Genomic DNA, 26,902 nt, shown 5'->3' on the forward strand with positions numbered 1-26,902 from the left:
CCCCACGGCCGCGCAAGCCTCCTCAGGTCGTGACGAAGTCCGCGATGACCACGGTCGCGTCGTCCTTCGGCTCCACGGCGGCCATCTCGTCGAACACCCTGTCCAGGCAGGCGGCAGGAGACGGACCGCCGGCCAAGAGCTCCGTCATCCGGGAGGCGCCGAGCGCCCGGATCGCGCCGTTCGTGATGATGACGACGCGGTCACCTGGACGAAGGGCCACGGTGCCGACCTGCGGCGACAGGGCGGGCGCCAGGCCGAGCCCGCGCTGCGGCGAGCCGTCCTCCAAGGAGAACGGCGAGCTCTCCTCGAAAGGGTACGACGTGGTGAGCGGCTGCGGCCGCTCGCTCTTCGGGCAGTGCCAGATCGCGCCGTCGCCGACATGGGCGAAGCGCAGGCACGGGCTGTCCGCCGCGTCCAGGATGATCAGATCCAGGGTGCTGACCAGGCCGGACGAGGCGGGGTCATGCTGGGCGGCGGAGCGCACGGAGCGGTGCACCGCCTGGGCCCAGCCGTCCATGTCCACCCTCCGCGTCCCGCCGTACCGGGGCCGGGCCGCGACCACGGCGCCCAGGGCCACGGCGGCGGCGGAGGCGTCGCCGAGCCGCCCACCGCCCTGCCCGCCGAGTTGCCCGCCGACCGCGCCACTGGCCGTCGCGATCAGCCGCTCCTGGATGACGTACGCGTCGGACGGCCGGCCGTGCGAGCCCTCGTACGTACCGCCGACCGCCGACAGTCGCGGCCGTGTCACCGGCATCCCGGGCGGCCAGGTCCCTCGCTGACCACGGATCGCCATCACGGACAGGCAGGAGATCAGGATGGCGATCACGATGAAGGTCATGAGGTCCCCTCTCGTCGCGGTCATCGCGACACACGCCCCAGCAGTCGCGGTCATCGCGACACGCGCCCCAGTACACGCTCGCGCGCGGTGATAGGACTGACGGCCGATCGGCCGTCATGCGGCGCGGCGGCCGGGGGTTCAGGGTGCGTAGGACGCGGTGCATCCCGCGACAGAGCCAGCCCGAGGGAACAGCAATGCGGACCCATGACCCCATCCGCCGCCACGACCTGAGAAAGCCGTTCCGTTCACTTTCGGTGCGTTATCGTGAGACCCGTTTTGTGCTCCCATCGCGAGCGGACGGCGCATGGCTCACCCCGGTTCCACGAGGTACGACTCGGCGGCCAGGCAGTTGGAGCAGGCCATCGCTCGTACAGGTGCGGCAGCCCGGGTCGCCGTGGGCCTGGTGGCGGTCGTCGCCGCCGCGCTCGGCGCGGTGCCGCCGGTCTCCATCGCTTGGCTGGTGCCGATGCTGGCGGTGGACGTCGTGTGGACGGCGCTGTTCGCCCGCCTGGTGTGGCGCAAGGAGCTGCTGCCCACCTGGCTGGCCGCCGGTGACGTGGCCATCACCATCGCGTTGTGCCTCTCGCAGCGCCACCTCGTGGCCAGGCAGGCGCTCGAGGACGGAGCGAGCTGGATCGCGGGGCTGGTCACGATGACCATCATCGTCGCCGGGGTCGCCTGGCCGCCCAAGGTGGCCGTCCCCACCGGCCTGGCCGTGTCGGGGGCCTACCTCGTCGGGGCCCGGCTCACCTCCCCGCCCCAGGACGTGAGCATCACTCTGGCGACGCATGTCGTACAGATCCTCTCGATCGTGGTGCTGATGCTGCTGCTGCGCCGCTCGGCCGCCTCGGCGGACGCCTTCCTGCGGGAGAGCGCGCGCCGGGAGATCACGCTCATGGTGGAGCGGCTGCGGCGCGAGGATGAGCTGCGGCAGGTCGGCAGCATCCACGAGACGTCACTGCACACGCTGACGATGGTCGGCCTGGGCACCTACGACGGGCCCTCGCCCACCCTGCGCGGTCAGGCGGCGAGCGACCTGTCGGCGCTGGAGAAACTGCGGGACACCCCGCGGGCCGCCCCCGGTTCCATCGCGCTGGACGCCCTGCTGGACGAGGTGGCCGAGCGGGTGACGGGCCTGGAGGTCCACCGGAGCCTGACGCCGGAGACGGTGCCGGGGGAGGTCGCGGAGAGCTTCGCCCGCGCCGTCACCGAGGCCCTGGCGAACGTCGCCCGGCATTCCGGCGTACGCCAAGCCGAGTTGCTCTCCAGCAGGCGCGACGGCGAGATCCGCGTGGAGGTCGCCGACGAGGGCCGCGGGTTCGACCAGGACCGGCTGCCGCCCGACCGGTTCGGCGTGCGTGGCTCGATCCTCGACACGATGCGGTCCCTGCCGAACGGCGGCGCCCAGATCTCCTCCGGCGGCCAGGGCACCCGGGTGAGCCTGTGGTGGCGGCCGTGACCGAAGAGATCGAGCAGGTGGCGCGGCGCTACTCCCGCTACACCGCGATCGGCGCCGTCATGATCGCCATGCTCTGGCACACCGGCTACGACCTCACGGTCACGATCACCGGCTGGTACGACTTCCGCTACCCGGCGATCGCGGCGGTGGCCTGGCTCCTCTACACCGCGATCGCCGTACTGGCGGCGGTGGCCCTGCTGCGTACCTCCAGCGGGCCGGTCCGGGGGCGCGAGCTCGTCGTGCCGGTGCTGGCCCTGGACATCGCGGTGATCGTGGCCTGCTACCCGAAGGACCTGATCGGCCCCATCGACTGGGGCTGGGGCTCGGTGGGCTGGCTCGGCGTCATGCTTCTGTGGAACCGGCCGCGCGCGCGGGGCGAGCTGTTCGTCTTCCTCGCCGCCAACGCCGGCATCATGCTGGCGGCGATGGCCGCGACCGGGACGCTCGACCGCGTCTCCATCGCCAAGTACCTGATGGTCGAGGTCGGCAGCATCACCCTCCAGCTCGGGTACCTGGCCGGCTGTCACACGCTGCGCGTGCGCGCCGAGGACGCGGTACTGCTGGCCCGCCGGCTCGCCGCCGACGACGCCTGGCGGATGTCCGCCCGGCGCATCCACGCCGACCGGCTGCGCAGGTACGACGCCATCCGCGACGTGGCGGAGTCGCTGCTGAAGCAGCTGGCCGACGGCGCCGATCCCGGCGATCCCGGCGTCCGCGCGGACTGCACGGCCGGGGCCATGCGGCTGCGCCGCCTCATCACCGAGCGGGAGGACGTGCCCGACGCGTTGGTGTCGGCGCTGCGCGAGCGCATCGACGCGGCCGAGCGGCGCCAGGTCCTGGTGACGGCGCCGCCGTTCGGCGAGAACCTGCCCGACCTGCCGGAGGGCGTACGCGAGGACCTGCTCAGAGCGCCGATCCGGGCACTGGACGGCGCCAGGTCGCGGGCCAGGGTCACCGTGTCCGCGATGTCGACCATGATGAGCGTGGCCGTCGTGGCCGACAACGACGATCTGCCCATCAGCACCACCCCGGTACACGAGCCGAGCGGCGTCGTCGTCACCTATCAGCGGCAGGGAGGGGAGTTATGGGTCAACAGCATCTGGCAGGGTCCGTGACCGTCGCCCTGGTGGAGGATCACCAGGTCGTGGTGGACGGCGTCCGGTCGTGGTTCAGCCCGCCGGGCCCGGTGCGCCTGGTCGCCCAGGGGTCCACGATCGAGTCCGTCCGCGGCGTGGCCGCCGACGTGCTGATGCTCGATCTCAACCTCAACGGCACCTTGGTCGTCGACCGGGTCGCCGAGTTATGCGGGGGCGGGCAGCGGGTCATCGTCTTCTCCGAGCACGAGGAGCCGGAGATCGTGCGCGCCGTGCTGGACGCCGGGGCCTCGGCCTTCATCGGCAAGGGACGGGCCACGCGGGAGTCCTGCCTGGAGACCATCCTGGAGGTGGCCGCCGACAAACCGAGCATGACGCCGCCGATGGCGCAGGCGATCGCGACCGACGAGGGCCCGCACCGGCCGCAGCTGTCGGACAAGGAGCGGGCCGCGCTGCTGTTCTGGTTCCAGTCGATGTCCAAGGCATCGGTGGCGGCCCGGATGGGGATCAAGGAGCGGACCGTACGCCAGTACATCGACCGGGCCCGCGTCAAGTACGCGGCGGCGGGACGGCCCGCACCCACCAAGGAGAAGCTGCTCATCTGCGCCATCCAGGACGGCCTCGTCCGTCCTGACGAGGTGACCGTCTACACCTCCCTGGCCGCGCGCTCAGAAGAGGCGACCTAGGACAGCCGCGCGGGACCCCTTCTCGATGGCGTGATGCCGTTGCACCATCGAGAACATGTCCGCCCTTGTTCCCGGCGACCCGCGCCAGCTCGGTGAGTACTGGCTGGCGGGCCGGCTGGGGGAGGGCGGCCAGGGTGTGGTCTATGAGGCCTACGACCCCGCCGGGCAGCGGGTGGCGATCAAGGTGCTGCATCCCGGCGCCGGGGCCGAGTTGCGGGAGCGGTTCGCCAAGGAGGCGGCGGCGACCCGGCAGGTGTCGGCGTTCTGTACGGCCCGGGTGCTGTCGGTCGAGCTCGGCGACCCCCGCCCGTACATCGTCAGCGAGTACGTCGGCGGCCCCAGCCTGCGCCGGGCGGTCGCGACCGCCGGGCCGTACCGGCCGGACGACCTGCACCGGCTGGCCACCGGCATCGCCACCGCGCTGACCGCGATCCACCAGGCCGGGGTGATCCACCGCGACCTGAAACCCGACAACGTCCTGATCGGCCCCGACGGCCCGCGGGTGATCGACTTCGGGATCGCCAGGACGTCGGAGATGTCGCTCACCCCTACCGGCCAGGTCGCCGGGACGCCGGCGTTCATGGCGCCGGAGAGCGTCATCGGACAGCGCGCGAGCCCGGCCGTCGACGTCTGGGCGTGGGGTGCGGTCGTCGTGTACGCGGCGACCGGCCGCGACCCGTTCACCGGCGAGAACCTGGCGGGGCTGCTGCACCAGATCCTCGCCGCCGCCCCCGACGTGTCCGGGCTGGCCGAGCCGCTGCGCGCCCTGGTCACGGCGGCCCTCGCCAAGGACCCGGGCGAGCGCCCCAGCTCCCGGAGCCTGCTGCTGGCCCTGGTCGGCGGCCGGGACGTCGTCCCACGCGACGGTGGCCGGGATGCCGTCCCGAGTGACGGTGGCCAGGATGTCGTTTCGCGTGACGACGGCGAAACGCGGGCGCTGCTGGCCGAGGGCAGCCGGGCGGCCGAGGTGATCCGGCCGCCCGCCCTGCTCGCGCAGCCGCCCTTGGAGCTGGTGGCCGAGCAGATCTACCGGCGGCTGCGCGGCACCGACCAGGCCAGCGCGCTGGCGCAGCGCGAGCTGACCGTCCTGCCACCGCCTCCCGCCGCCGGGGCGGACGCGCGGTTCGACCTCAGCGCCGACGGCCGCGTGCTGGCGGTCGCCGACGCGGGCCGGGTGACCCTGCGCGAGGCCGGCCGGACGGTCCGCACGGTCGACGGCGTGGGTACGGGCGTACGCGTGATCGCCCTGAGCGGCGACCAGACGAAGATCGCGGTGTGCGGTCCCGATGGCGTACGCGTCTGGGACGTCGCGACGGGCCAGGCGGGCCCGCGCATCGCCGGGACCGCGCTCGGCGCGGTGCTCAGCCGCGATGGGCGGCTGCTGGGCCTGGCGACGGCCGAGGGCAGGGGCGAGGTCCGGGACGCCCGCACCGGCAAGCTGGTCATGGGCACGCGGGACGAGCGGATCGACCGGATCACCCTGTCCGACGACGGCCGCTACGCCGCCGCCACCTTCACCGACGCCCGCTACGAGCTGTGGGAGCTGGGCTCGCGACGCCGGATCGGGGGAACGGGCGGCGCGGTCGCCTTCGGGCCCGGCACGGCCGCGATCGCCACGGGTGGCGAGATCCGGCTGTGGGACCTGGTTACCAGGCGGTTCCGTCCGGACTCGCTCGTCGACGGCATCACGGCCGCCTGGCTGTCCTTCAGCGCGGACGGGCGGCTGCTCATCTCCTACGACCGCGCGGCCATCGCCGTCTGGGACGTCGCGACCGGCGATCCGACGCTGCACTACCCGCTGACCGACACCTCCGGCATGCCCTCGGCCCGGCTCGACGCCGGGCACACGCGGCTCAGCTACCTGCTGGGCAGGGGCGCGGTGGCGGTGCTCGACCTCACGGCGGGCGTCCATGTGGCCGGTGCGGCCGCCGCGGCGGCGTTCGACCCCGCCGGACGGGTCGCCGCGCTGCAGACCCCCGGCGGCCTGGTGCTGTGGGACGTCACCGCCGGCCGATCACTGGGCACACTCGGCCATCGCCACCCCACCGCCGACGCCCCCGACCATGCCGAGAACACCGACGCCCCGGCGGATCACACCGACCACGCCGAGGACACCGACGCCGCCGCCGACCACGGCCAGGACGCTGACGACGCCGACGGCGCGTACGCCCTGGCGTTCAGTCCCGACGGCCGGACGCTGGCGACCGGATCGGCCGGGACGACCACGGTGACGTTGTGGAACGTGGCGAACCGGACCGAGCTCGCGCGGCTGCCGGTGGGCGGCCGCCAGTACATAGACGGCCTGGCCTTCAGCCCCGACGGACGCACCCTGGCCGTGTCCCCCGCCGAGGGCCGGGCCGAGCTGTGGGACGTCAGCGGTCACCGGCGGCTCGCGGACCTGCCGAGGGCCGGGTTCGACGCGATGGCCTTCCGGCCCGACGGGAAGACCCTGGCGATCGGCGGAAGCGACGCCGCCCTCATCGACCTCACCACCGGGAACGTCCTGCGCGACCGGCCGTTCGGCGGCAGCGTCGATGGGGCGAGGTCGCTGGCCTACGCCCCGGACGGCGCGACGATCGCGGTCGGCTTCCGCCAGCTCGGCGTCGACCTGTGGGACGGGCTCGGCCGCCGTCAGCTGGGGCGGCTGGCGCCGGGGCGCGGCGAGTTCGACACGGTCATGGCGATCGCCTTCCAGCCGGGCGGCGCCATCCTGGCCACCGGCGGGAGCAGCGGCCGCGTGCAGCTGTGGGACGTGGCGGCCCGTACCTCTCTGGGCGATCCGTTCAAGGCGCACGCAGGCGGGGTGCTGGCCCTGGGATTCTCCGCCGACGGCCGGCGACTGCACAGCATCGCGGCGGACGGCACCATCTACACCGTCCCCGTCGACCCCGCCCTGGCCGTGGCCCGGATCTGCGCCCGCGCGGGCGCCGACCTGACCCCGGCCGAGTGGGACAGGTTCATACCCGAGATCCCCTTCAGAGAGGTGTGCTGAGCATGGCGACCCTGAGGACCACCCCGCGGACGATCCTGTGGAAGCTGCTGCGCGACGACGGGATCATCGAGTCGATCGACATCACGCCGGCCCCGGTGATCTCCGGAGCGCCGCTGGCCGTCGAGGTCGCGACCGCCGGCGTACGCCGCCTCGACGGCCTCCTGTACGGCCCCGGCGGGGAGCGGGAGAGGCTCGCGTTCGAACACGTCGAGAGCGGCGAGCTCGGCGACCTGTGGCGGGCGGAGGCCGTGGTGAAGACCGTGGGAGTCTGGCGGGCGCGGGTCAGCGCGCGCGGTGACGCCGTGGAGGAGCCCTTCACGGTGGCGACCGACGACCAGGCGGGCGTGGTGACGCGGATCGACGGGTTCAGCCTGGCGCCCGATCCGGTGTCCGAGGGCGACGAGCTGACCTTCACCGGCGTCCTGCGAGCAGACGACGCGAGACTCGGCGCTCGGCCGATCCTGCTGGAGTTCCGCGCCGACCAGGAGTTCGCGTGGACCGAGATCACCCGTACGGAGACGGGGGAGGACGGGGAGTTCAGCGCGGTCGTCATCGCCCAGAACTCCGGCTTCTGGCGGGCGGAGTTCCCCGGTTCCGGGACGCTCGACTCCGGAAGGCCTGGCTCCGGGTCGCCCGGCACGGGGAGAGGCCTGTTCGCCGACGCTGAGGCGCTGCGCGGCTCGCGCAGCGCCCAGCAGCACTCGGAGGTGGAGAAAAAGGGCCTTTACCAGGTGTCTCACACGGTCAGCGGCCAGTCGGTCCCGAAGAACACGACCGTCCGGCACACCGGCACGGTACAGAAGCGCGACAGCGTCAACGACCCCTGGAGCACGCTCAACAACGAGACGGCCGAGCTGTTCTTCAAGGGATCCGGCACCAACCGCAAGAACGTCACCAAGGGCAAGGGCAGATACCTGATCAAGGCCAAGGCGGTGAGCAGCGGTGCGTGGGGGGTGAAGATCTCCAGCTCCGCGAACGAGTTCGCGGAGATCAGGGTGACCGTCAACTGAGTCCCTCGCTTACTGACACCCACCCAGGCGGCCCGGTGCAGCCACATCGGCCGCACCGGACCGTCACCGGCTGAGCGGATCAGTCGCGATAAGTCCTGACGTAGTCGAAGCGGGCCACGGCACCTGACTTGTTCATCGAGACCAGCCCGATCTTGAGTCGCTGCTTGGCCGGCAGCGTCCACACGCCGTTGTAGACCCAGTGCTCGCCATCCCTGCTGGTCGCCGCGCGCACCTCGGTCTCGCCGTGCGCGGTGTCGGCGTGGTGGGACAGCCGCAGCCACATCGTGTCAGCGGTTGGGCCGCCGAACATCGGGCCGTTGAAGACCGCGGTCGGCGGGGTGGTCGTCGGCCGCTCCCCTTCCTTGGCGAACTCGCTGAGCTGGACCACCGCCCCGTTGCCCCGCTGCAGCGGGACCACCGAGTGCACCATCTTGAAGTACCGGTCGTCATTCTCGTATAGCAGGATCCCGGCCTGCTGGCCCGATTGCGTGGGCGCGAAGTCGATCTTCGTCTCCACCGTGTAGTCGCCCTCCGGCGCATCCCGCAGCAGCACCGATGCGGTGTTGGTGCCTTGGTACAGCTCGGCGTTCTGGGTCGGCCAGGACAGCGCGCCGCCGGTCATGGTGACGCCGGCCGCCGGGCCGCGTACCCACTGCCAAGGCGAGCCGGGGACGGTGTCGCCGTCGAACTCGTCGCTGTAGGCGGGCAGCAACGGACCTGGCTGGGGGTCGGGCACCCGCTCGGTGACGGGGGTGTACAGCTTCGCGGCACCGACGTTGTCGGCATCGCCGCTGCCACGCGCGACCGCGCCGACCGAGCCGTGACGGGCCGCGGCCCTCGGCAGGCGGCGGGTCTGCTCGGCGACCGGGTCACCGAGCTGGTCGGCGCTCACCTTGACGGCCAGTTCGGTGCCGCGCAGCTCGGCCACCACGGTGTGCCAGGTGCCGAAGTCGAACCCGGCCGGCAGCGCCGTCACCGACCTGCCGCGGCTCCTGCCGCCGATCACCACGTCGGTGACCAGCGCGCGGCTGTCCCGGTCCAGCCAGGCCACGACGTTGTTCTCGCGGTTGGCATAGGCGAGGGTGAGGCCGGCGGCGCCGGCGGTGACGCGCAGGTCCGCCTGCGCTCGTACGTCGGCGGTGGGGGCCTTCTTCGTGGAGACCAGGTAGCCGGTGGCGTTTCCGGCATGGCTCGCGTACCCCCGCGCGTCCTGATCGGTCCGCACCGACCAGCCGCCCTCGGCCCGCCAGCCGGTCAGGGAGCCGTCGTTGAACGTGCCGCCGGCGGCGAAGGAGGTCACCGGCGCGGGCTGGGCGCCTTCGGACGGTCCGGCTCCGGCGCGTACCACCGGCCAGCCGTCGATCCAGTCCAGCCGGTCGATCAGCAGCGGGCGCTTGCTCAGGCCCGCGAGCCGCCCGCCGCCGATCGGCGGGAAATCGGGGTCGGCCGTCGAGATGCCGTGGTAGACGAGCCAGTCCTGGCCGGACAGGTCGGTCTGGAAGCCGCTGTGTCCCGGGCCGGCCCAGCGGTTGCCGTTGGCGCCTACCACGATGGCGCCCTTGCTGGTCAGGTCCATCAGGTTGACGCCCTCGTCGTCCACGAACGGGCCCGACGGGGTGGTGGCCCGGCCGACCTTGACCTGGTAGCCGCTGTAGGCGCCCTGGCAGCAGCCGGCGTCGGAGTAGAAGAGGTAGTAGAAGGCGTCATGCCGGACGACGTACGCGCCTTCCATCCGGCGCCCCCTGGCCACCTGGGTCGCCGCGCCTTCGATGCGGGTGGCGTCGGCGTTCATCTTCGCGACGCAGATGATGTCGTAGCTTCCCCAGTACATGTACGGGGTGCCGTCGATGTCGGTGAACTGCGCCTGGTCGATGTTGCCCGTGGGGCAGGCGGTCGAGGACGGCAGTACGTCACCAGCGTCGGTCCACGGCCCGGTCGGGGTCGGTGCCGTCGCCAGTCCGAGATCACCCCCGTTGGGGGACACCGAATAGTAGAGGTAGTACTTGCCGTTGATGTACCTGACGTCCGGCGCCCAGAGCCGTGCGGCGTTGTGCCAGGCGGGCTGGGTCTCCGGGGTGAAGACCTGCCCGGCGTACTCCCAACGCACCATGTCCTTGGAACGCAGGATCGGCAAGATCCGCTCGCCGTCCTCGCCCTTGCTGTTGAACACCGGGTTCTGGGTGCCGTAGGCGTACCAGAACCCGTCCTTGCCGTGGATCATCGTCGGGTCGGGGAAAGTGTCGACCACGCCCGCCGACACCGGGTTGGCGTACGTGCTCGGCGCCTGCGCCGCCGCTGGTGGGCCGATGACCAGCCCGGACAGCAGGACGGTGAGGCCGAGGGCCCGGCTGAGCCGCGACAAACGATCATGGGGTTGGGGCATGCCGCAGAGTCTGTCGACGCCGTATTTTTCCGTCAATAAACCGGAAAAATACGCATGACGCGGGCCGTAGCAGCGCGCAAGGCCGCCGGAGCGGAAACGTGATCCCGTCCGCCCCGCTCAGGGTTCTATCTGGTCGGCCACGCAGGCCAGGTACAGGGCCAGACGGGCTCGGTGATCGTCCGCCGGCCGGCCTGACAGCTGGGAGATCTTGTCCAGGCGGTAGAGCAGCGTGTTGCGGTGGATGTTCAGGGCGGCCGCGGCCCGGACCAGGTTGAAGCCGCTCTCGCAGTACGCGATGACGGTCTGGCGCAGCATCGGCCAGTCGGGGCGGGCTCTCAGCCCGGCGGTGGAGACGCCGGCGAAGCGCGAGCGCGCCCTGCGCGGCGCGGCGGCCAGCAGCTGGTGGACGCGCAGGTCTCCGATGGCGTGGACCTGGGCGTCGGCATGGACGCGCGGCCCGAGGCGCAGCGCCGTGGCCGCGTCCTCGTAGGAGTCGTGCAGCCCGGGGACCGAGTCGGCCGCGACGCCGAGGCCGATCCCGACCCGCAGCCCGATCCGCTGGCGGATGTGGCCGGCGAGCGGCAGGCAGAGCGATCGGAGGTCGGTCCCGGCGGGCAGGCGGGGGAGCGCGGCGAAACGGCTGGAGGTCATCGCGGCGACGAGGTCCTGGGAGCCGGAGAACGTCTCGCGGATGGCACGGAGCAGCATCGAGCGGATGCCTGATCCGTCGTGGCTGGGTGCGCCCTCCCCGACGTCGACGATCACCGCGGTCCGCTCGGCCCGCAGGTCGTAGCCGAGCTCGCCGGCCCGCGCGACGAGATCTTCAGGGTTGACCACGTCCGGGTCGAACCGCGCGATGTCGCGGAGCAGGTCCTCCACCGTCCGCTCCAGCAACAACCTGGAGCGCAGCCGCATCGACTCCTGCAGCATGATCTCCGTCTGCCGCTTGACCACCAGCCCGAAGCGCTGGACCCGGGCCGGGGAGCCGGTGATGCCGACCGTGCCCAGCGCCCGGCCGTCGATGATGATCGGCAGCGTGATGCCGGGCCGTACCCCCTGCAGCCGGCGGGCCTGTTCCGCGGAGTGCGCCGCGGACTTCAGGGTGCGCATGACCTCCACCGACGCCTCGTGGAAGGAGCCGATGCGGCGGGTGTCGCCGCTGCCGATGACCAGGCCGTCCGGATCGGTGATCAGCACGTTGAAGCCGATGATGTCGCTGGTGTCGCCGGCGATCCCCTGGGCGAGGGTGGGCGTGAGGACCGGTGGCCAGGGTTGGGACATGCACGCCACCTCCATCGTGCGAATCGTACGGCAAAGAAGCGAAATATCCCGCTAAGTATGAATTTATCGTCCAATGACGCTCGGGTGAAGCTCGTCTACGGTGGGCGCAATACGAGTTCTGGGGGACATATCGGAAAGAGGTCGCCATGAGTCGTAAAAGCGGCGTTATAGTCGCATTGATCGCGATTAACGTCCTTGCAGGGTGTGGATCCGACAAACCTGTCGCGAACTCCTACAACACCCTCGAACCTGGCGTGCTCAAGGTCGCCGTCCAGCCGTACATGCCCTACACCGCGGTCCGCGGCCAGGACCTCGTGGGCATCGACAGCGAGATCCTCCAGGCCGTCGCGAAGAAGCTGAACCTGCGGCTCGAACCTCAGGTCACCGACTTCAGCGGGATGCTCGGCAGCGTGCAGGCCCGCAGGGCCGACATCTCCATCGGCGGTATCGCGTGGACGAAGGAGCGGCAGACGCAGGGCCTGTTCACCGACCCGCCCTACTACTCGCCGCCGGCGATGGCGGTGCACGGCGACAAGCAGTACGCCACGGTCGCGAACCTCGAAGGACTCCCGCTCGGCACCGTGACCGGCTACGTCTGGGTGAAGTCGATCCAGGCCATCCCCGGGGCCGAACTGCACGCCTACCCCGACGCGCAGGGCGTGTTCAACGACCTGTCCGCCGGCCGTATCCAGGTGGGCTTCCTCGACCCGCTGCTGATCATCTATACCCAGCAGAAGCGCCCTGACATGCGGTTCAGCACCCGATACCTCACCGCTCCGACCGACGAGGAGGTGAAGAAGCAGGCGGCGTATGAGTATCTGCGGCCGTACATGACCAGCTTCTACATCCCCAAGGAGGAGCCCAAGCTGGAGCAGGCCGTCTCCCAGACGATCAGAGGCATGTACGCCAACGGCGAGATGGCCGCGCTGATCAAGAAGTACGGCGGCGACGCTCAGCAGTTCCTCAAGCCCTCACCGTGGATGGCCCAGCAGCGGCGCGGCGTCGATCGCCCGGCCGGCTGGCAGCCGCCCAGCCTGTAGACGGAGGCGCAACGTGTTCAAGGTTCCCTGGTCCGACTACACCGACACGCTCCTGCAGGGGTTGCTGCGCACCGTGGAGTACGCGGTGCTGGGCTTCGCGGGAGCGGTCGTGCTCGGGCTGCTTCTCGCGCTCATGCGGCTGAGCGGATCGCGCCTGGTGCGGTTGCCCGCGTCGATCTATACCGAGGTCTTCAAGAACATCCCGCTGCTGGCGATCATCTTCGTCACCTACTTCGGGCTGACCTCGATCGGCGTGCGGTTGGGCGCGATCGAGGCGGGCGCGCTCAGCCTGGTGGTCTTCTACGCCGCCTACCTGTCGGAGATCTTCCGGTCCGCGCTGGCCGGGGTGGACGGCGGCCAGCGGGAGAGCGCCCAGGCTCTGGGCATGAGCCCGCTCGGCACGTTCACCCACGTGATCTTTCCGCAGGCGCTCAGGCTCGCCCTGCCCGGCACCAACACGATGCTGGTGGACCTGCTGAAGTCCACCTCGCTGCTGGTGACGATCTCGGCGGCCGAGCTCATGACCCAGGCGCAGCTCATCACGTCGGACACCTTCAGGGCGCTGGAGGTCTACCTCGTCATCGCGGCGATCTACTTCGCGCTCTGCTATCCGCTGTCGCAGGCGTTGCTCTGGCTGGAGCGGCGGGTCAGGGCGGGCTCGCCGCTGCTCATGGGCAGGCGCCGCCGCCTGCGCAAGGCCCGCGCATTGCTGGGAGAGGGTTCATGACACCGCTCGTGAGGATCGACGGGCTGATCAAGTCCTTCGACGAGCGCCGGGTGCTCGATGAGGTCAGCCTGGAGGTACGGCCGGGCGACATCGTGAGCATCCTGGGCCAGAGCGGCGGTGGCAAGAGCACCCTGCTGCGCTGCGTCAACCTGCTGGAACGGCCCGACGCCGGCATCATCGAGCTGGCCGGCGAACGGATCCACCCGGCGGGTGGCGACCTGGCCAGGCTGCGCCAGCGCGTCGGCATGGTCTTCCAGCGCTTCCATCTCTTCCCTCACCTGACCGCGGTGGAGAACGTGGTGCTCGCGCAGATGAAGGCGGCCGGCATCGGCGAGGACGAGGCGGTGGCGACGGCCGTACAGCTCCTGCGCAGGGTGGGACTGTCGCACCGCGCGCTCGCCTTTCCCGAACAGATGTCGGGCGGCGAGCAGCAGCGGGTCGCCATCGCCAGGGCGCTCGCGCTCAAGCCCGCGGTGCTGCTGTTCGACGAACCCACCTCGGCCCTCGACCCCGAGTCGACCGGCGAGGTGCTGCGGGTCATGCGCACCCTGGCCGACGACGGCATGACCATGCTGATCGTCACCCACGAGGTGCCCTTCGCCAGGGAGATCTCCGACTGGGTGGCCTTCCTCGACCGGGGTCGCATCGTGGAGGAGGGTCCGCCGCAGAAGGTGCTCGACGACCCGCGGGAGACGCGGACGAAAGCCTTTCTCACCTCCTATGGGCCGATACGGTGAGCGCGCCGCCCGTGGTCGTGATCGGCGGCGGCGCCGTCGGCCTCTGCACGGCCTTCTACCTGCGGCGGCAGGGCGCGGAGGTGCACGTCGTGGACCGGGGTCCCGTCGGCGGCGGCTCCTCACGTGGCAACGCGGGCTGGGTCTGCCTGAGCCACTCAGCGCCGGTGCCCGCGCCCGGCGTCGTCCGGTACGCCGTCGCTTCGATCGGCCGTCCTGACTCTCCGCTGTACGTGCGGCCACAGCCGACGCTGGCGTTCGCCCACTGGCTGCTGAAGTTCCGGCGGAGCAGCACCAGAGAGGCGTTCCAGCGGGGCTACGCGGCTGTCGCCCGCTTCGCCGAGCCCGCCTTCGACCGGTACGGAGAGCTGGCGGCGGCCGGGGTCGACACGACCCTGACCAGACCTGGCCTGGTACACGCGTTCATCTCGATGGAGGAGGCCACGCGCTTCCACCGCACCCAGCGTGCCATGACATGGGCGGGGTACGACGTGCCCGACGAGATCCTCACTGGCAGGGACCTGCTGGACCTCGATCCCGCGCTCGGCGGCAAGGTCACGGCGGGCTACCGCGTGCGCGGGGAGGGCGTGCTCGACCCGACGGCCTTCGTCGAGTCGCTCGCCGCCCACCTGCGCAAGGCCGGGGTGAGCATCACCGAGCACGCGGCCGTGCGGGGGTTCCGCATGCGCCGCGGTCAGGTGGCCGCGCTGCGCATGTCCGAGGGCGATCTCGACTGCTCCGCCGTGGTGGTGGCCGCCGGGTCCTGGTCGGCGGATCTGCTGCGCGGCCTCGGTATGCGGATGCCGCTCCAGGCGGGCAAGGGCTACAGCTTCTCGGTCCACCTCGACCCCGCCCCTGAGCACCCCATGTACCTCGGGGACAAGCATGTCGCGGTCTCGCCCATCGCGGGGAGCACCCGCATCGCCGGGACGATGGAGCTCAGCGGCAACAACCGGCGTCTCGACTGGCGGCGCGTGGTGGCCATCGCCCGTGCCAGCCGCGACTACCTCGGCCCGTGGTACGACACCCCCGACGACCTGATGGCGCTCATCCGCGACCCCTGGGTGGGTGGGCGGCCCATGCTCCCCGACGGGTTGCCGGTGCTCGACCAGGTCCCTGGCACCCCCAACGCCTACGCGGCCACCGGGCACGGGATGCTCGGCATCACACTCGCCCCGGCGAGCGGCCGAGCGATGGCCGACTACGTCGTCACCGGCCGTCGCCCGGCCGAGCTCGGGGCCTTCCGCGGCGACCGACGATAGGGCACGCACCCACCCGAAGGTTCATTCAATTAATTGATTGAGTAGTATGTGAGGCATGTCGCCAGAGGAACGGCGGCCGGACGAGCGCAGGCAGGGAGTGCAGGGGGCGCGGGAGCGCGTCCTCGCCGCGGCCGTCGCCGAGTGACCCACTGTCACCTGAGACCCGGCAGGTCCAGCAGACCCAGCTCGTCAAACTGCTCACCGAGGATTAGAGGAGACCCCACACCATGGTCACGGTTGTTTTCGGCGCTCGGGGGAGCGTCGGCCGCCATGTCGCCGCAGGTCTGACCGCTTCGAGCGTGCCGGTCCGGCTGACGAGCAGGACGCCGGACACCTCCCACATAGCAGCGGATCTGGATGTGCCGGAAACGTTGCCCGCCGCGCTGGAAGGCGCCTCGCAGGTCTTTCTCTATGCCAAACCCGCGGGCATCGCCGATTTCGTGGCGGCTGCGCGTTCGGCCGGAGTGCGGCGGGTGGTGTTGCTCTCGTCCGGGGCGGTCGTGCAGCCCGGCGCTGACCGCAATCCGATCGCGCGCGAGCATCGCATCGTGGAGTCGGCCCTGGAGGAGTCCGGGCTCTCCTGGACCTTCATCCGGCCGGGGATGTTCGCGACCAACACCCGATGGTGGTGGACGCGGGCGATCAAGGGCGGGGAGGCGGTGCGACTGCCGTACCCGGAGGCGATGGCGGCTCCCGTCAGCGAGCGGGACATGGCCGCGCTCGCCGTGACGGCGCTGACCGAGCGTGGGCACGGGCGGCAGGCGTACACGGTGTACGGGCCGCAGGCGCTCACCCTGCGCGAGCAGGTCGGGCACATCGGCGCGGCCATCGGCAGGAAGATCCCGATCGAGGTGGTCACACCCGAACAGGCGCGGGCCGACCTGGGCAAGACAATGCCCGCGATGGGAGTGGAGGCGATCATGCGCGCGTGGACGACGGGCGCCGATACCGTCCCCGAGACCTCCGTCATCGTCGAGAAGATCACCGGACGCCCTGCCCAGACCTTCGCGGAATGGGCGCGCGACCACGCGGCCGACTTCCGCTGACCGCTCCGGCTCTTCCTCGACTCCAGCTCTTCCTCGACGCTGCGACGATCGCCGCGGCTCGTCCCACGTCGAGATCGTTCGTCCTCGGCTTCGCCTGCGGGCGCCACATCTTGACCCGCTCCTCCCGGTGGCGGGTCAGGCGTTGCCGAGGACGAGCCAGGAAAGCTCAGACGGCGGCCTTGTTCGCGGCGGCGTCGGCCTGGGCGCGTGTCTGGCCGACGAGGCTACCCGGGCGGTGGCGCGGCAGGCGAGCGCGGCGGGCATAGGGCCAAGCGGCCGATCCTCCGGGAGCGGTCAGCGGCCTGTACGGACGGCGGTGAAGAATCCTCCGCTCGATGGTCCGGGGACGGGACGGCCGTAAGAGGCGGCGAGTTCGTAGATCCCGGGTAAGGCGTCGAAGTCAGGTGCCGGGAGCGCCGTACCTGCTGTAGGGCTGGTGCCTGGCGCAGCATCCCTCCCGGCTGATCCTGGACCACAGCCCCGGCTCATGCGGCCATCTACCAGGGGAAGTGCGAAAAATCTCCCCCGGCATGGGGTTCGGAGGCCCCTATCCGGAAAGCCAGGAGTTGGGGGATGCGAATGTGGGAACGCGATCGGGAATGGCACTGTGTCGAGACCCTGCTGCGCACGGTGGAGGGGGGCGCGGCCGGGACGCTGCTGGTGGACGGCGAGCCGGGGGCGGGCCGGACCCGCCTGCTCACTGAAGCCGCCCGCGCCGCGGGTGAGCGCCGCGTCAGCGTGCTCCAGGGCGGCCCGGGGGAGCTGGGCGAGCTGATTCCCTGCGGAATGCTGTACCAGGCTCTCGATCTGCGCTTCGAGCCGGCCGCCGGCGGCGATCCCGGCGACTCGCGGGCGCGTACCCTCGAACGCCTGAGATCCGGCCTCGAGGAACGGGCCACGGGACCGGTGCTGGTCGTGCTCGACGACCTGCACTGGGCGGACCCGATGACGCTGATGGTGCTGCGCGCCCTGCACCACGTGCTCGCGTCCCGGTCCATCGGCTGGCTGCTGAGCCGATCCACCGCCGTGGAACAGGGCCAGGCCGCTTTCCTGTTCGACCTCCTGGAGCGAGAAGGAGCCGCCAGGGTCGAGCTCGCGCCGCTCTCGCCGGAGGCGGTCGTCGGGCTGATGACGGAGACACTCGGGGCGCCACCCGAGCCGGCCCTGCTGGCACTGGCGGGCGGCGCCGGCGGCAATCCGCTGCTGATCAGCGAGCTGCTCGCCGGTCTCCGTGATGAAGGACGGCTGGCAGCCGGGGCCGACGGAATCGTCCTGCCGCACGCGTACGTTCCCCACCGGCTGCGGATGGTCGTACGCCACTGGATCGACGCCCTCAGCACAGGCGCCAGAAACCTGGTGGAGACCGTCGCCGTGCTCGGCCGGTCCTTCTCGCCGGAACAGGCCACGTCACTGCTGGGCACCACACCGGCCGCCCTGCTTCCCCTGGTCGAAGAGTGCATGGCGGCGGGCATCCTGGCCGCCACCCCGCAGGGCCTCACCTTCCGCCACGAACTGGTCAGGCTCGTGGTCGCCACGCGGGTCCCGCAGCCGGTACGGCACGCGCTGCTGGACCAGCTCGGCGTCCGCACCAACGTCGAAACGGCGAGTCGGCCACCGGAGGTCTACGCCGAGCCGGCGAGCCGGCTACCGGACGTCTACGCCGGGGCGACGAGTCGGTCACCGGACCTCTCCGCTCCCGGCTCCGGTGACCTGGTCGCCCTCATTGACGCGGCGATCGCCGGGGGGCGGCTGCAGGAGGCCGAGCGGCTGGTCAACGGGGGTTTGGCCGATCGCGACCCGGCGGGCAACGTGGCCGAACTGCGCTGCCTCCTGTCGGACATCATGTATCTGACCGGCCGGATCGAGGAGGCCCTGCGGCAGGCCGAGACGGTGCTGGCCGTACCCGACCTGCCCGGCCACGTGCGCGATCGGGCGGTCCTGATCCGGCTGTACGCCCTGACGCGCCTGCGGGCTTCGGGCACGCCCGCCCGGGAGTACGCGTGCGAGGTCCTGGAAGGCGGCGCCCGGTACGGTCCGGCGGCGCAGGTCGCGGCCCTGGTGGTGCTCGCGGTCACCGAGTGGGAAGAGGGCCGCTTCACCGAGGCGCTGGCGTACGCCGAGGACGCCCGGCAGCTGGCCGGGACGGAGGAGTCATACGTGCATCGCTACGACTCCCTGCTCGTCTCCGCCGAGCTGCTCATGAACGTCCACCGGCTCGACGAGGCCCGTGCGATCCTCCGGGAGGCTCGTGCGGACATGTCCGCCGACAACCATCTGACCTGGACCGCGGACGCCTCCGCTCTGGAGGCGCGGGCCGAACTCGCCGCGGGCCGTTTCGCCGACGCCGTCACCGAGGCGGAGAAAGCCTTGGACCTGGCAACCGCCTTGGGCACCCCGCTGCCCGCCATGGTGGCCAACGCCGTCCTCGCCACCGTCGCGCTGCGCCGCGGCGACCTGCGCGCGGCGTCGCGGTACGTCGCGGACATCGCGGACTTCGCGGACGTTGCGGATGTCGCTGGCGGTGCAGGCGGTGCCGGCGGTGCGGGCGGTGCGGGCGGAGGAGGCGGTCCACTCACTGGCCATCCACGGCATACGCTGCTGACGGCGCAGGTCGCCGAGGTACGCGACGGGCCGCTCAGCGCGATGACCCTGCTCACGGACCTTCCCGTACCATGCGCGCGGCTGCGCTCGATGCTCACCATGGACCCCACGGCGAGCGCGTGGATGGTCCGCGTCGCCCTCGCCGCCGACGACCGCCCGGCGGCCGAGGCCGTCGTGGCCGCCGTGGAGGCGCTCAGCGCGGCCAACCCGGGGTTCGCCGCGCTGGTCGCCTCGGCCGCGCACGCCCGCGGCCTGCTCGATGGCGACTGCGATGCCCTCGGCCGGGCCGCCGAGCGGACGGACGACGCATGGGCCCGGGCCTCGGCTATGGAGGATCTCGGCACGGCGCTCCTCGCCACCGGGCGGCACGAGGAAGCGGCCGGCAGCCTGGATCGCGCCCTCGCGATCTACCAGGACATCGGCTCTGTCAGGGATTTGGCGCGCGTCCGCCAGAGGCTGCGCGGCATGGGCGTCCGCCACCGCCACTGGAGCTACGCCGAGCGGCCGGTCTCCGGCTGGGACAGCCTTACCGAGACCGAGCGGAACATCTCGCTGCTCGTCGCCGACGGATGGACCAACCGGCGGATCGCCGAGCAGACATTCATCAGCGTGCACACGGTGGCCTTCCACCTGCGGCACGTCTACCGCAAGCTGCAGATCAACTCCCGTATCGAGCTCGTCCGTCTTGTGGTGTCGCAGGGAAGGGTCGAGTCCGGCCCGTCCGGTGTGGCAGGAGCCTGAGCGATGCCAGCCCGTATGAGCAAACAGACGGTGATGACTACACACCTGGGGGATGTGGCGGACGGATGCCCGGAGAAGCCTCGAAAACGTACGCACTCGAAAACGTACGCAGAGGTATCCCGCCTGTAATCGAGGAGGAGCCGTGTCTCTAGCATCACCGGGCCCGATCACCGCGAACCGGGTCCCGGTCGCCAGCTATCCGACGTACGCCGAGGCCGAGAAGGCCGTGGACTTTCTGTCCGACCACGGGTTCCCCGTACAGGGAACGCTCATCGTAGGAGTGGGACTGCGCTCGGTGGAGCGGGTGGTCTCGCGCATGACGTACCTGCGCGCCGCCGGGTTGGGGGCCGCGTCCGGAGCCTGGTTCGGTGTGCTCATCGGCCTGTTCCTGGGGATCTTCTTCGCGCCCAGGCCCTCGGCCATGGTCGGCCTGCTGCTGTGGGGGCTGCTGTGGGGACTGGTCGCCGGAGCGATCTACGGTCTGATCTCGCACTCGGTACACGGCGGCCGCCGGGACTTCGTCTCGGAGAGCGGGCTGGTAGCCGACAAGTACGACGTCCTCGTCGAGTCCGACCACGTGGCCAGGGCCCAGGAACTGCTCGGCAAGACAAGCGGCTAGCACAAGAAGCGAAACAAGCGGCTAGGGGGAGCTCGCCATGGCGAAAGCAGTCGGTATCGATCTCGGTACGACCAACTCGGTGATCGCCGCCACAGAGGACGGTCAGCCCACGGTCATTCCCAACGTGGAGGGGTCACGGACGACACCGTCGGTGGTGGCGTTCACCGACCAGGGCGAGCGGCTGGTCGGCCAGCTGGCCCGCCGTCAGGCCATACTCAACCCCAAAGGGACGATCTACTCCGCCAAGCGGTTCATCGGCCGCCGCTTCAACGAGGTCGAGAGCGAGATCCACGCGGTCTCCTTCGACGTGGTGGAAGGGCCGGACGGATCGGTACGCTTCCAGGTCGGCGACAAGCAGTACGCGCCGGAGGAGGTCTCGGCCCTGGTGCTGAGGAAGCTCGCCGCCGACGCGGCGAAGTATCTCGGCGAGAAGGTCACCGAGGCCGTCATCACCGTCCCGGCCTACTTCAACGACGCCCAGCGCCAGGCGACCAAGGACGCGGGCCGCATCGCCGGGCTCGAAGTCCTCCGGATCATCAACGAGCCGACCGCCGCCGCGCTGGCCTACGGGCTGGACAAGAAGTCCAACGAGACCGTGCTGGTCTTCGACCTGGGCGGCGGCACCTTCGACGTCAGCATCCTGGACATCGGTGAGGGGGTCGTCGAGGTACGTTCGACCTCCGGCGACGGGCATCTCGGCGGGGACGACTTCGACCGGCGGATCGTCGACTACCTGGCCGACGAGTTCCAGAAGGACCAGGGCATCGACCTGCGCCGCGACCCGCAGGCCCTGCAGCGGCTCTTCGAAGCGGCGGAGAAGGCCAAGGTCGAGCTGTCCGCGGTGACCCAGACCACGATCAGCCTGCCGTTCATCACGGCGGATGCGACGGGGCCGAAGCACCTCAACACCACGCTCATGCGCTCCACGTTCGAGCAGATCACCGCCGACCTGGTAGAGCGCTGCGTCCATCCCGTGGAGCAGGCGATGGAGGACGCCAAACTCAGGCCCTCGGACATCGACGAGGTGATCCTCGTCGGCGGGTCGACCCGCATGCCCGCCGTGCAGAACCTCGTGCGCAGGCTCACCGGCGGCAAGGACCCCAACATGACGGTGAACCCGGACGAGGTCGTGGCCATCGGCGCGGCGATCCAGGCCGGCATCCTCAAGGGCGAGGTCGAGGACGTCGTCCTGCTCGATGTCACGCCCCTGTCGCTGGGCGTCGAGACGCTCGGCGGCGTCATGACCAAGGTCATCGAACGCAACACCACGATCCCGGCCCGCCGGACCGAGACCTTCAGCACGGCCGACGACAACCAGAACGCCGTCGACATCGTGATCCTTCAGGGGGAGCGGGAGCGCGCGGCCGACAACCGGGTGCTCGGGCGCTTCCGGCTGGAGAACATCCGCCCCGCGTCCCGGGGAGAGCCGCAGATCGAGGTCACCTTCGACATCGACGCCAACGGCATCCTCAACGTCACCGCCCGCGACAAGGACACCGGTGCCGAGCAGCGGATCACCATCACCGAGAGCTCCAACCTGGACAAGCAGGACATCGAGCGGATGGTCGCCGAAGCCGAGCAGCACCGCACCGAGGACGCCCGGCTCCGGGAGGCGATCGATGCCCGCAACGAGCTGGACTCGGTCGCCTACCAGGTGGAACGGCGCCTGCATGAGCTCGGCGACGGTGTCCCCGTCCACGAGAAGGCGCGTGCGGAGCAACTCGTCCAGGACGCCCGGCAGGCGGTCAAGGAAGAGGCGCCGCTCGACCGGTTGCGCGGCCTCAGCGGCGAACTCCAGCAGGTCTATCACGGGCTCGCGGTCAGCGGCCGGCCGGAGGGGCAAGCCGGCGTACCGCCGCAGGGCAGGACGGAGGCCGCTTCCGGCCGCGACGAGGACGTGATCGACGCCGAGTTCACCACCTCCGACTCGGAGTGACATGAAAGGCCACGAGGACAGAACGGACCAGGCCGAAGCACCGGCTCGGCAGGCACCGGGCGCGACGGACGCGCCCACGCCCACGCCCGCCGACGCGTCCGCGAAGGCGCCTCCGCAGACACCTACGGGGGCGTCCGCGGAGGCGCGCTCCGACTCCTCCGCGGAGACCGACGCGAAGCTCGCCGAGCTGGAGGACCGCTGGCTGCGCTCGGTCGCCGAGCTGGACAACGTGCGCAAACGCATCGCCCGCGACGCCGAACGGCTGCGGGCCGAGGAGCGGGACAGGGTGGCGGCCGAGTGGCTGCCCATCCTGGACAACCTGGAGCTCGCCCTGGGCCACGCGGCCGGTCAGGAAGGTGAGGCGCGCGCCATCGCCGAGGGCGTGCGGGCCGTACGGGACCAGGCCCTGGCGGTGCTGTCCCGCCTCGGGTACGCCCGCCACGACGAGAGCGATGTGCCCTTCGACCCGGTTCACCACGAGGCGGTGGCCACCGTCGCACGGGACGACGTCGCGCCCGGCACCGTCGTCCAGGTGGTGCGTCCCGGCTATGGCGACGGCCGGCGGCAGCTGCGGCCGGCGGTCGTGGTCGTGTCGAAGAAGGCGGAGTGATGGTCGTCCGGCGGGACTTCTACGAAGTGCTGGGCGTCGACCGGAAGGCCGACCAGGACGAGATCCAGCGGGCCTATCGCAAACTCGTGCGCGCCAACCATCCCGACGTCAACAAGGATCCCGGGGCGGAGGACCGGTTCAAGGAGATCTCGGAGGCGTACTCCGTACTGTCCGACCCCCAAACGCGCCGCAGGTACGACGCGTTCGGTCCTGATTTCCGCCAGGTGCCGCCCGACATGGACCCCGAGCAGTACGCCCGCGCACGCGGCGGCGGCAGCCAGTGGCGTTCGACAGGGGGAGCAGGCTTCGAGAGCGGCATCGACATCGAGGACCTGCTCGGCGGCATGTTCGGCGGCCGAGGCGGGCGCGGCGGGCGCGGCTGGGGGCCCGTGCCCGGTGCCGACCAGGAGGCCGGGCTGACGCTCACGGTCGAGGAGGCGTACAAGGGCGGGCGTCGTACCATCACCTTGCCCGGCGGCCGGCGGCTGGACGTGACGATCCCTCCGGGCGTCACGAACGGCCGGCGCGTCAGGCTCGCCGGTGAGGGCGGCCACGGGAGCGGCGACGCGCCGCGGGGCGATCTCTACCTCATCGTCCGGATCGCCGACCATCCCCGTTACCGCGTCGAGGGACGCGACATCCATGCCGTCCTGCCGCTGGCGCCCTGGGAGGCCGCGCTGGGCGCCACGGTCGCCATCGACACGCCGGGCGGCGAGGCGAAGCTCAAGGTGCCGCCGGGCACCCCGACCGGCCGCCGCCTGCGACTGCGCGGGCGCGGCATGCCCGACCCGCGCGGCGTCAGCGCCGGGGACTTCTTCGCCGAGGTCCGCGTCATGGTGCCGCCCCGGCTCACCGAGGAGGAGCGGCGCCTGTTCGAGCAGCTCGCCGCCGTCTCGGCCTTCGACCCGAGGGGGCGTTCATGACCTACGCACTCGTACGGCCGGCGCGCCTGGACCTGAACTCCTACGCGCGCGCCACCGGCCTGCACCCGGAGGCCATCCGCCGGCTCGTGGCGCTCGGCCTGCTCGAACCGGTCAGGGACGTCAGGGGCGAGCTGTACTTCCCGCCCGCCCAGGTGGCCGTGGCCGCCCGGATCCAGCGGCTGCACCACGGCCTGTCGATCAACTACGCCGCCATCGGCCTGGTGATCGACCTGCTCGACCGGATCGAAGAGCTGGAGACGACCCTGCGGCGCTTGTCGGAACGACACTAGGGGGAGTGGAGTGGACCCGAACCGGATGACGCGGAAATCGCAGGAGGCGCTGCACGACGCCCAGACCAAGGCCGTGCGATACGGGCATACCGAGGTCGACGCCGAGCACCTCCTGCTGGCCTTGCTCGAACAACCGGAAGGGCTGGCACCCCGGCTGCTGGCGGCGGCGGGGGCGAACACGGACAGCTTGATCACCGACCTGGAGGCGGAGCTCGCGCGCCGGCCCAAGGTCAGCGGGCCGGGGACGACACCCGGCCAGGTCTTCGTCACCCAGCGGCTGACCCGGCTGCTCGACACCGCGGAGCGGGAGGCGAAGCGGCTCAAGGACGAGTACGTCTCCGTCGAGCACCTGCTGCTGGCCATGATCGAGGAGGGGACCTCGGGCGCCTCGGGGCGGCTGCTGCACGGCCAGGGACTGACCCGGGACCGCTTCCTGGAGTCGCTCACCGCCGTCCGGGGCAACCAGCGGGTCACCTCGGCCATGCCCGAAGTGGCCTACGAGGCGCTGGAGAAGTACGGGCGTGACCTGGTCGCCGAAGCCCGCGCGGACAAGCTCGACCCCGTCATCGGCCGCGACTCCGAGATCCGCCGGGTGATCCAGATCCTCTCCCGCAAGACCAAGAACAACCCCGTCCTGATCGGTGACCCCGGTGTCGGCAAGACGGCCATCGTCGAAGGACTCGCCCAGCGGATCGTGCGCGGTGACGTCCCCGAGGGACTGCGCGACAAGACGATCTTCAGCCTGGACATGGGCTCGCTCGTGGCCGGCGCCAAGTACCGCGGGGAGTTCGAGGAACGCCTCAAGGCCGTGCTGAACGAGGTGAAGGCGGCCGAGGGCCGGATCCTGCTGTTCGTCGACGAGCTCCACACGGTGGTCGGAGCCGGGGCGACCGAAGGCGCCCTGGACGCCGGCAACATGCTCAAGCCGATGCTCGCGCGCGGCGAGCTGCACATGATCGGCGCGACCACGGTCGAGGAGTACCGCCGGCACATCGAGAAGGACGCGGCCCTGGAGCGGCGCTTCCAGCCGGTGCTGGTCGAGGAGCCCTCCGTCGAGGACGCAATCTCGATCCTGCGCGGACTGCGCGAGCGGCTGGAGGTCTTCCACGGCGTGAAGATCCAGGACAGCGCGCTGGTCGCCGCGGTGAATCTGAGCCACCGCTACATCGCCGACCGGTTCCTGCCGGACAAGGCGATCGACCTGGTCGACGAGGCGTGCGCGATGCTCCGTACCGAGATCGACTCCATGCCCGCCGAGCTCGACGAGCTGACCAGGCGGCTCATGCGGCTGGAGATCGAGGAGGCCGCGCTGGCCAAGGAGGACGACCCGGCGAGCCAGGCTCGCCTCGCCGATCTGCGCAAGGAGCTGGCCGACCTGCGCGCCGAGGCCGGCGCGATGCGGGCGCAGTGGGAGGCCGAGCGCTCGGCCCTGCGCAAGGTCCAGGCCCTGCGGCAGGAGATCGAGTCCGTACGGCATGAGGCGGAGCTGGCCGAGCGTAACTACGACCTCAACCGCGCCGCCGAGCTGCGCCACGGCAAGCTCCCCGAGCTGGAACGGCGGCTGCGTGCCGAGGAGGAGCTGCTGGACAGCCGGCAGCACGGGCACCGGCTGCTGCGCGAGGTCGTGACCGAGGAGGAGATCGCCTCCATCGTCGCGCGCTGGACCGGCATCCCGGTGAGCCGGCTGAAGGAGGCGGAGCGCGAGAAACTGCTGCGGCTGGACGAGATCCTGCACGAGCGCGTCATCGGCCAGGAGGAGGCCGTACGGCTCGTGGCCGACGCCGTCATCCGCGCCCGAGCCGGCATCAAGGACCCCAGACGCCCCATCGGATCGTTCCTCTTCCTCGGGCCGACCGGTGTCGGCAAGACCGAGCTGGCCAAATCGCTGGCGGCCGCGTTGTTCGACACCGAGGACAACATGATCCGCATCGACATGAGCGAGTACCAGGAGCGCCACACGGTCAGCCGTCTGGTCGGCGCCCCTCCGGGCTACATCGGTTATGAGGAGGGCGGCCAGCTGACGGAGGCGGTGCGGCGCAAGCCGTACTCGGTGGTGCTGTTCGACGAGATCGAGAAGGCCCACGCGGACGTGTTCAACACGCTGCTGCAGGTCCTCGACGACGGGCGGCTGACCGACGCCCAGGGCCGCACGGTCGACTTCCGCAACACCGTGGTCATCATGACCTCCAACATCGGCTCCCAGTACCTGCTCGACGGCGTCACCTCCGACGGCGAGATCAAGCCCGAGGCACGCGACCGGGTGATGGGGGAGCTGCGCCGCCACTTCCGGCCCGAGTTCCTCAACAGGGTCGACGACATCGTGCTGTTCAAGCCGCTGACCGAGGGCGAGATCGAGCTGATCGTCGAGCTGATGTTCAACGACATCAGGGAGCGGCTGGCGGACCGGCGGCTCAACCTGGAGGTCACGCAGGCGGCGCGGCGGCTGATCGCCAACCAGGGGTACGACCCGGTCTACGGCGCCCGGCCGCTGCGGCGCTTCATCGCCCGCGAGGTCGAGACCAGGATCGGCCGCGCGCTGCTCAGCGGCGACATCCCCGAGGGCTCGACCGTCACGGTCGACGTCGACAAGGGCGAGCTGACCGTCACCTTCCACGGATCAGGGAACTGAG

Annotated in this window: 20 protein-coding genes; 17 read left to right on the top strand and 3 right to left on the bottom strand. The window is 71.1% G+C overall.

The window, feature by feature from the left end:
- Positions 1-22: 22 nt before the first annotated feature.
- The gene (locus AB0H88_RS29695; protein WP_357650107.1) at positions 23-838 is read right to left on the bottom strand and encodes a SpoIIE family protein phosphatase; all 816 of its coding nucleotides are present in this window, start codon (positions 836-838) and stop codon (positions 23-25) included.
- A 304-nt stretch (positions 839-1,142) separates the two neighbouring features.
- Here AB0H88_RS29695 and AB0H88_RS29700 point away from each other — a divergent pair, with 304 nt between their 5' ends.
- Genes AB0H88_RS29700 through AB0H88_RS29720 form a run of 5 tightly spaced genes read left to right on the top strand, consistent with a single transcriptional unit; the run spans position 1,143 to position 8,079 of the window.
- Entirely contained in the window at positions 1,143-2,297 is a 1,155-nt protein-coding gene (locus AB0H88_RS29700) for an ATP-binding protein (protein ID WP_357650108.1), read from the top strand.
- On the top strand, positions 2,294-3,412 hold the full coding sequence (locus tag AB0H88_RS29705; RefSeq protein WP_357650109.1) for a hypothetical protein: 1,119 nt from the start codon (positions 2,294-2,296) through the stop codon (positions 3,410-3,412). Before AB0H88_RS29700 ends, AB0H88_RS29705 begins: the two co-directional genes overlap by 4 nt.
- Positions 3,382-4,077, top strand: a complete 696-nt coding sequence (locus AB0H88_RS29710; protein ID WP_357650111.1) for a sigma factor-like helix-turn-helix DNA-binding protein — start codon at positions 3,382-3,384, stop codon at positions 4,075-4,077. Before AB0H88_RS29705 ends, AB0H88_RS29710 begins: the two co-directional genes overlap by 31 nt.
- 55 nt (positions 4,078-4,132) lie before the next feature.
- Complete coding sequence (locus AB0H88_RS29715; RefSeq protein ID WP_357650114.1) at positions 4,133-7,069, top strand: serine/threonine-protein kinase; 2,937 nt, start codon at positions 4,133-4,135, stop codon at positions 7,067-7,069.
- A gap of 2 nt (positions 7,070-7,071) precedes the next feature.
- The gene (locus AB0H88_RS29720; protein WP_357650116.1) at positions 7,072-8,079 is read left to right on the top strand and encodes a hypothetical protein; all 1,008 of its coding nucleotides are present in this window, start codon (positions 7,072-7,074) and stop codon (positions 8,077-8,079) included.
- 79 nt (positions 8,080-8,158) lie between these two features.
- On the opposite strand, the gene AB0H88_RS29725 is transcribed toward AB0H88_RS29720, so the two are convergent.
- Positions 8,159-10,462, bottom strand: coding sequence for a family 43 glycosylhydrolase (locus AB0H88_RS29725; protein ID WP_357650118.1), 2,304 nt, complete (start codon positions 10,460-10,462; stop codon positions 8,159-8,161).
- A 117-nt stretch (positions 10,463-10,579) separates the two neighbouring features.
- Positions 10,580-11,743 (bottom strand): sugar diacid recognition domain-containing protein, encoded by a 1,164-nt coding sequence (locus AB0H88_RS29730; protein ID WP_357650120.1) that lies wholly within the window; start codon positions 11,741-11,743, stop codon positions 10,580-10,582.
- Between the two features lie 254 nt (positions 11,744-11,997).
- Here AB0H88_RS29730 and AB0H88_RS29735 point away from each other — a divergent pair, with 254 nt between their 5' ends.
- The 12 genes from AB0H88_RS29735 (at position 11,998) to clpB (ending at position 26,901) form a co-directional block, all read left to right on the top strand.
- Positions 11,998-12,783, top strand: a complete 786-nt coding sequence (locus AB0H88_RS29735) for a transporter substrate-binding domain-containing protein (protein ID WP_357650122.1) — start codon at positions 11,998-12,000, stop codon at positions 12,781-12,783.
- Between the two features lie 13 nt (positions 12,784-12,796).
- Positions 12,797-13,510: an amino acid ABC transporter permease gene (locus AB0H88_RS29740; RefSeq protein WP_357650124.1), complete on the top strand. Its 714-nt coding sequence runs from the start codon at positions 12,797-12,799 to the stop codon at positions 13,508-13,510.
- Positions 13,507-14,247: an amino acid ABC transporter ATP-binding protein gene (locus AB0H88_RS29745; RefSeq protein ID WP_357650126.1), complete on the top strand. Its 741-nt coding sequence runs from the start codon at positions 13,507-13,509 to the stop codon at positions 14,245-14,247. The genes AB0H88_RS29740 and AB0H88_RS29745 overlap by 4 nt, the downstream gene beginning before the upstream one ends.
- On the top strand, positions 14,244-15,506 hold the full coding sequence (locus AB0H88_RS29750; protein WP_357650128.1) for an FAD-dependent oxidoreductase: 1,263 nt from the start codon (positions 14,244-14,246) through the stop codon (positions 15,504-15,506). The genes AB0H88_RS29745 and AB0H88_RS29750 overlap by 4 nt, the downstream gene beginning before the upstream one ends.
- A 227-nt stretch (positions 15,507-15,733) precedes the next feature.
- The gene (locus tag AB0H88_RS29755; protein ID WP_357650130.1) at positions 15,734-16,552 is read left to right on the top strand and encodes an NAD(P)H-binding protein; all 819 of its coding nucleotides are present in this window, start codon (positions 15,734-15,736) and stop codon (positions 16,550-16,552) included.
- Between the two features lie 573 nt (positions 16,553-17,125).
- Positions 17,126-19,894, top strand: coding sequence for an AAA family ATPase (locus tag AB0H88_RS29760; RefSeq protein WP_357650132.1), 2,769 nt, complete (start codon positions 17,126-17,128; stop codon positions 19,892-19,894).
- Between the two features lie 142 nt (positions 19,895-20,036).
- Complete coding sequence (locus AB0H88_RS29765) at positions 20,037-20,513, top strand: general stress protein (protein ID WP_357650134.1); 477 nt, start codon at positions 20,037-20,039, stop codon at positions 20,511-20,513.
- Positions 20,514-20,550: 37 nt separating this feature from the next.
- The gene (gene dnaK, locus AB0H88_RS29770) at positions 20,551-22,449 is read left to right on the top strand and encodes a molecular chaperone DnaK (protein ID WP_357650136.1); all 1,899 of its coding nucleotides are present in this window, start codon (positions 20,551-20,553) and stop codon (positions 22,447-22,449) included.
- 1 nt (position 22,450) lies between these two features.
- A complete protein-coding gene (locus AB0H88_RS29775; protein ID WP_357650138.1) occupies positions 22,451-23,059 on the top strand; it encodes a nucleotide exchange factor GrpE in 609 nt (202 codons plus the stop codon).
- Positions 23,059-23,982, top strand: a complete 924-nt coding sequence (locus AB0H88_RS29780) for a DnaJ C-terminal domain-containing protein (RefSeq protein WP_357650622.1) — start codon at positions 23,059-23,061, stop codon at positions 23,980-23,982. The genes AB0H88_RS29775 and AB0H88_RS29780 overlap by 1 nt, the downstream gene beginning before the upstream one ends.
- Entirely contained in the window at positions 23,979-24,272 is a 294-nt protein-coding gene (locus tag AB0H88_RS29785; protein WP_357650140.1) for a chaperone modulator CbpM, read from the top strand. The genes AB0H88_RS29780 and AB0H88_RS29785 overlap by 4 nt, the downstream gene beginning before the upstream one ends.
- A gap of 10 nt (positions 24,273-24,282) precedes the next feature.
- Positions 24,283-26,901 (top strand): ATP-dependent chaperone ClpB, encoded by a 2,619-nt coding sequence (gene clpB / locus AB0H88_RS29790; RefSeq protein ID WP_357650143.1) that lies wholly within the window; start codon positions 24,283-24,285, stop codon positions 26,899-26,901.
- Position 26,902: the final 1 nt, after the last annotated feature.

It is taken from the genome of Nonomuraea sp. NPDC050680, from assembly GCF_040654555.1.
Classification (GTDB): Bacteria; Actinomycetota; Actinomycetes; order Streptosporangiales; family Streptosporangiaceae; genus Nonomuraea.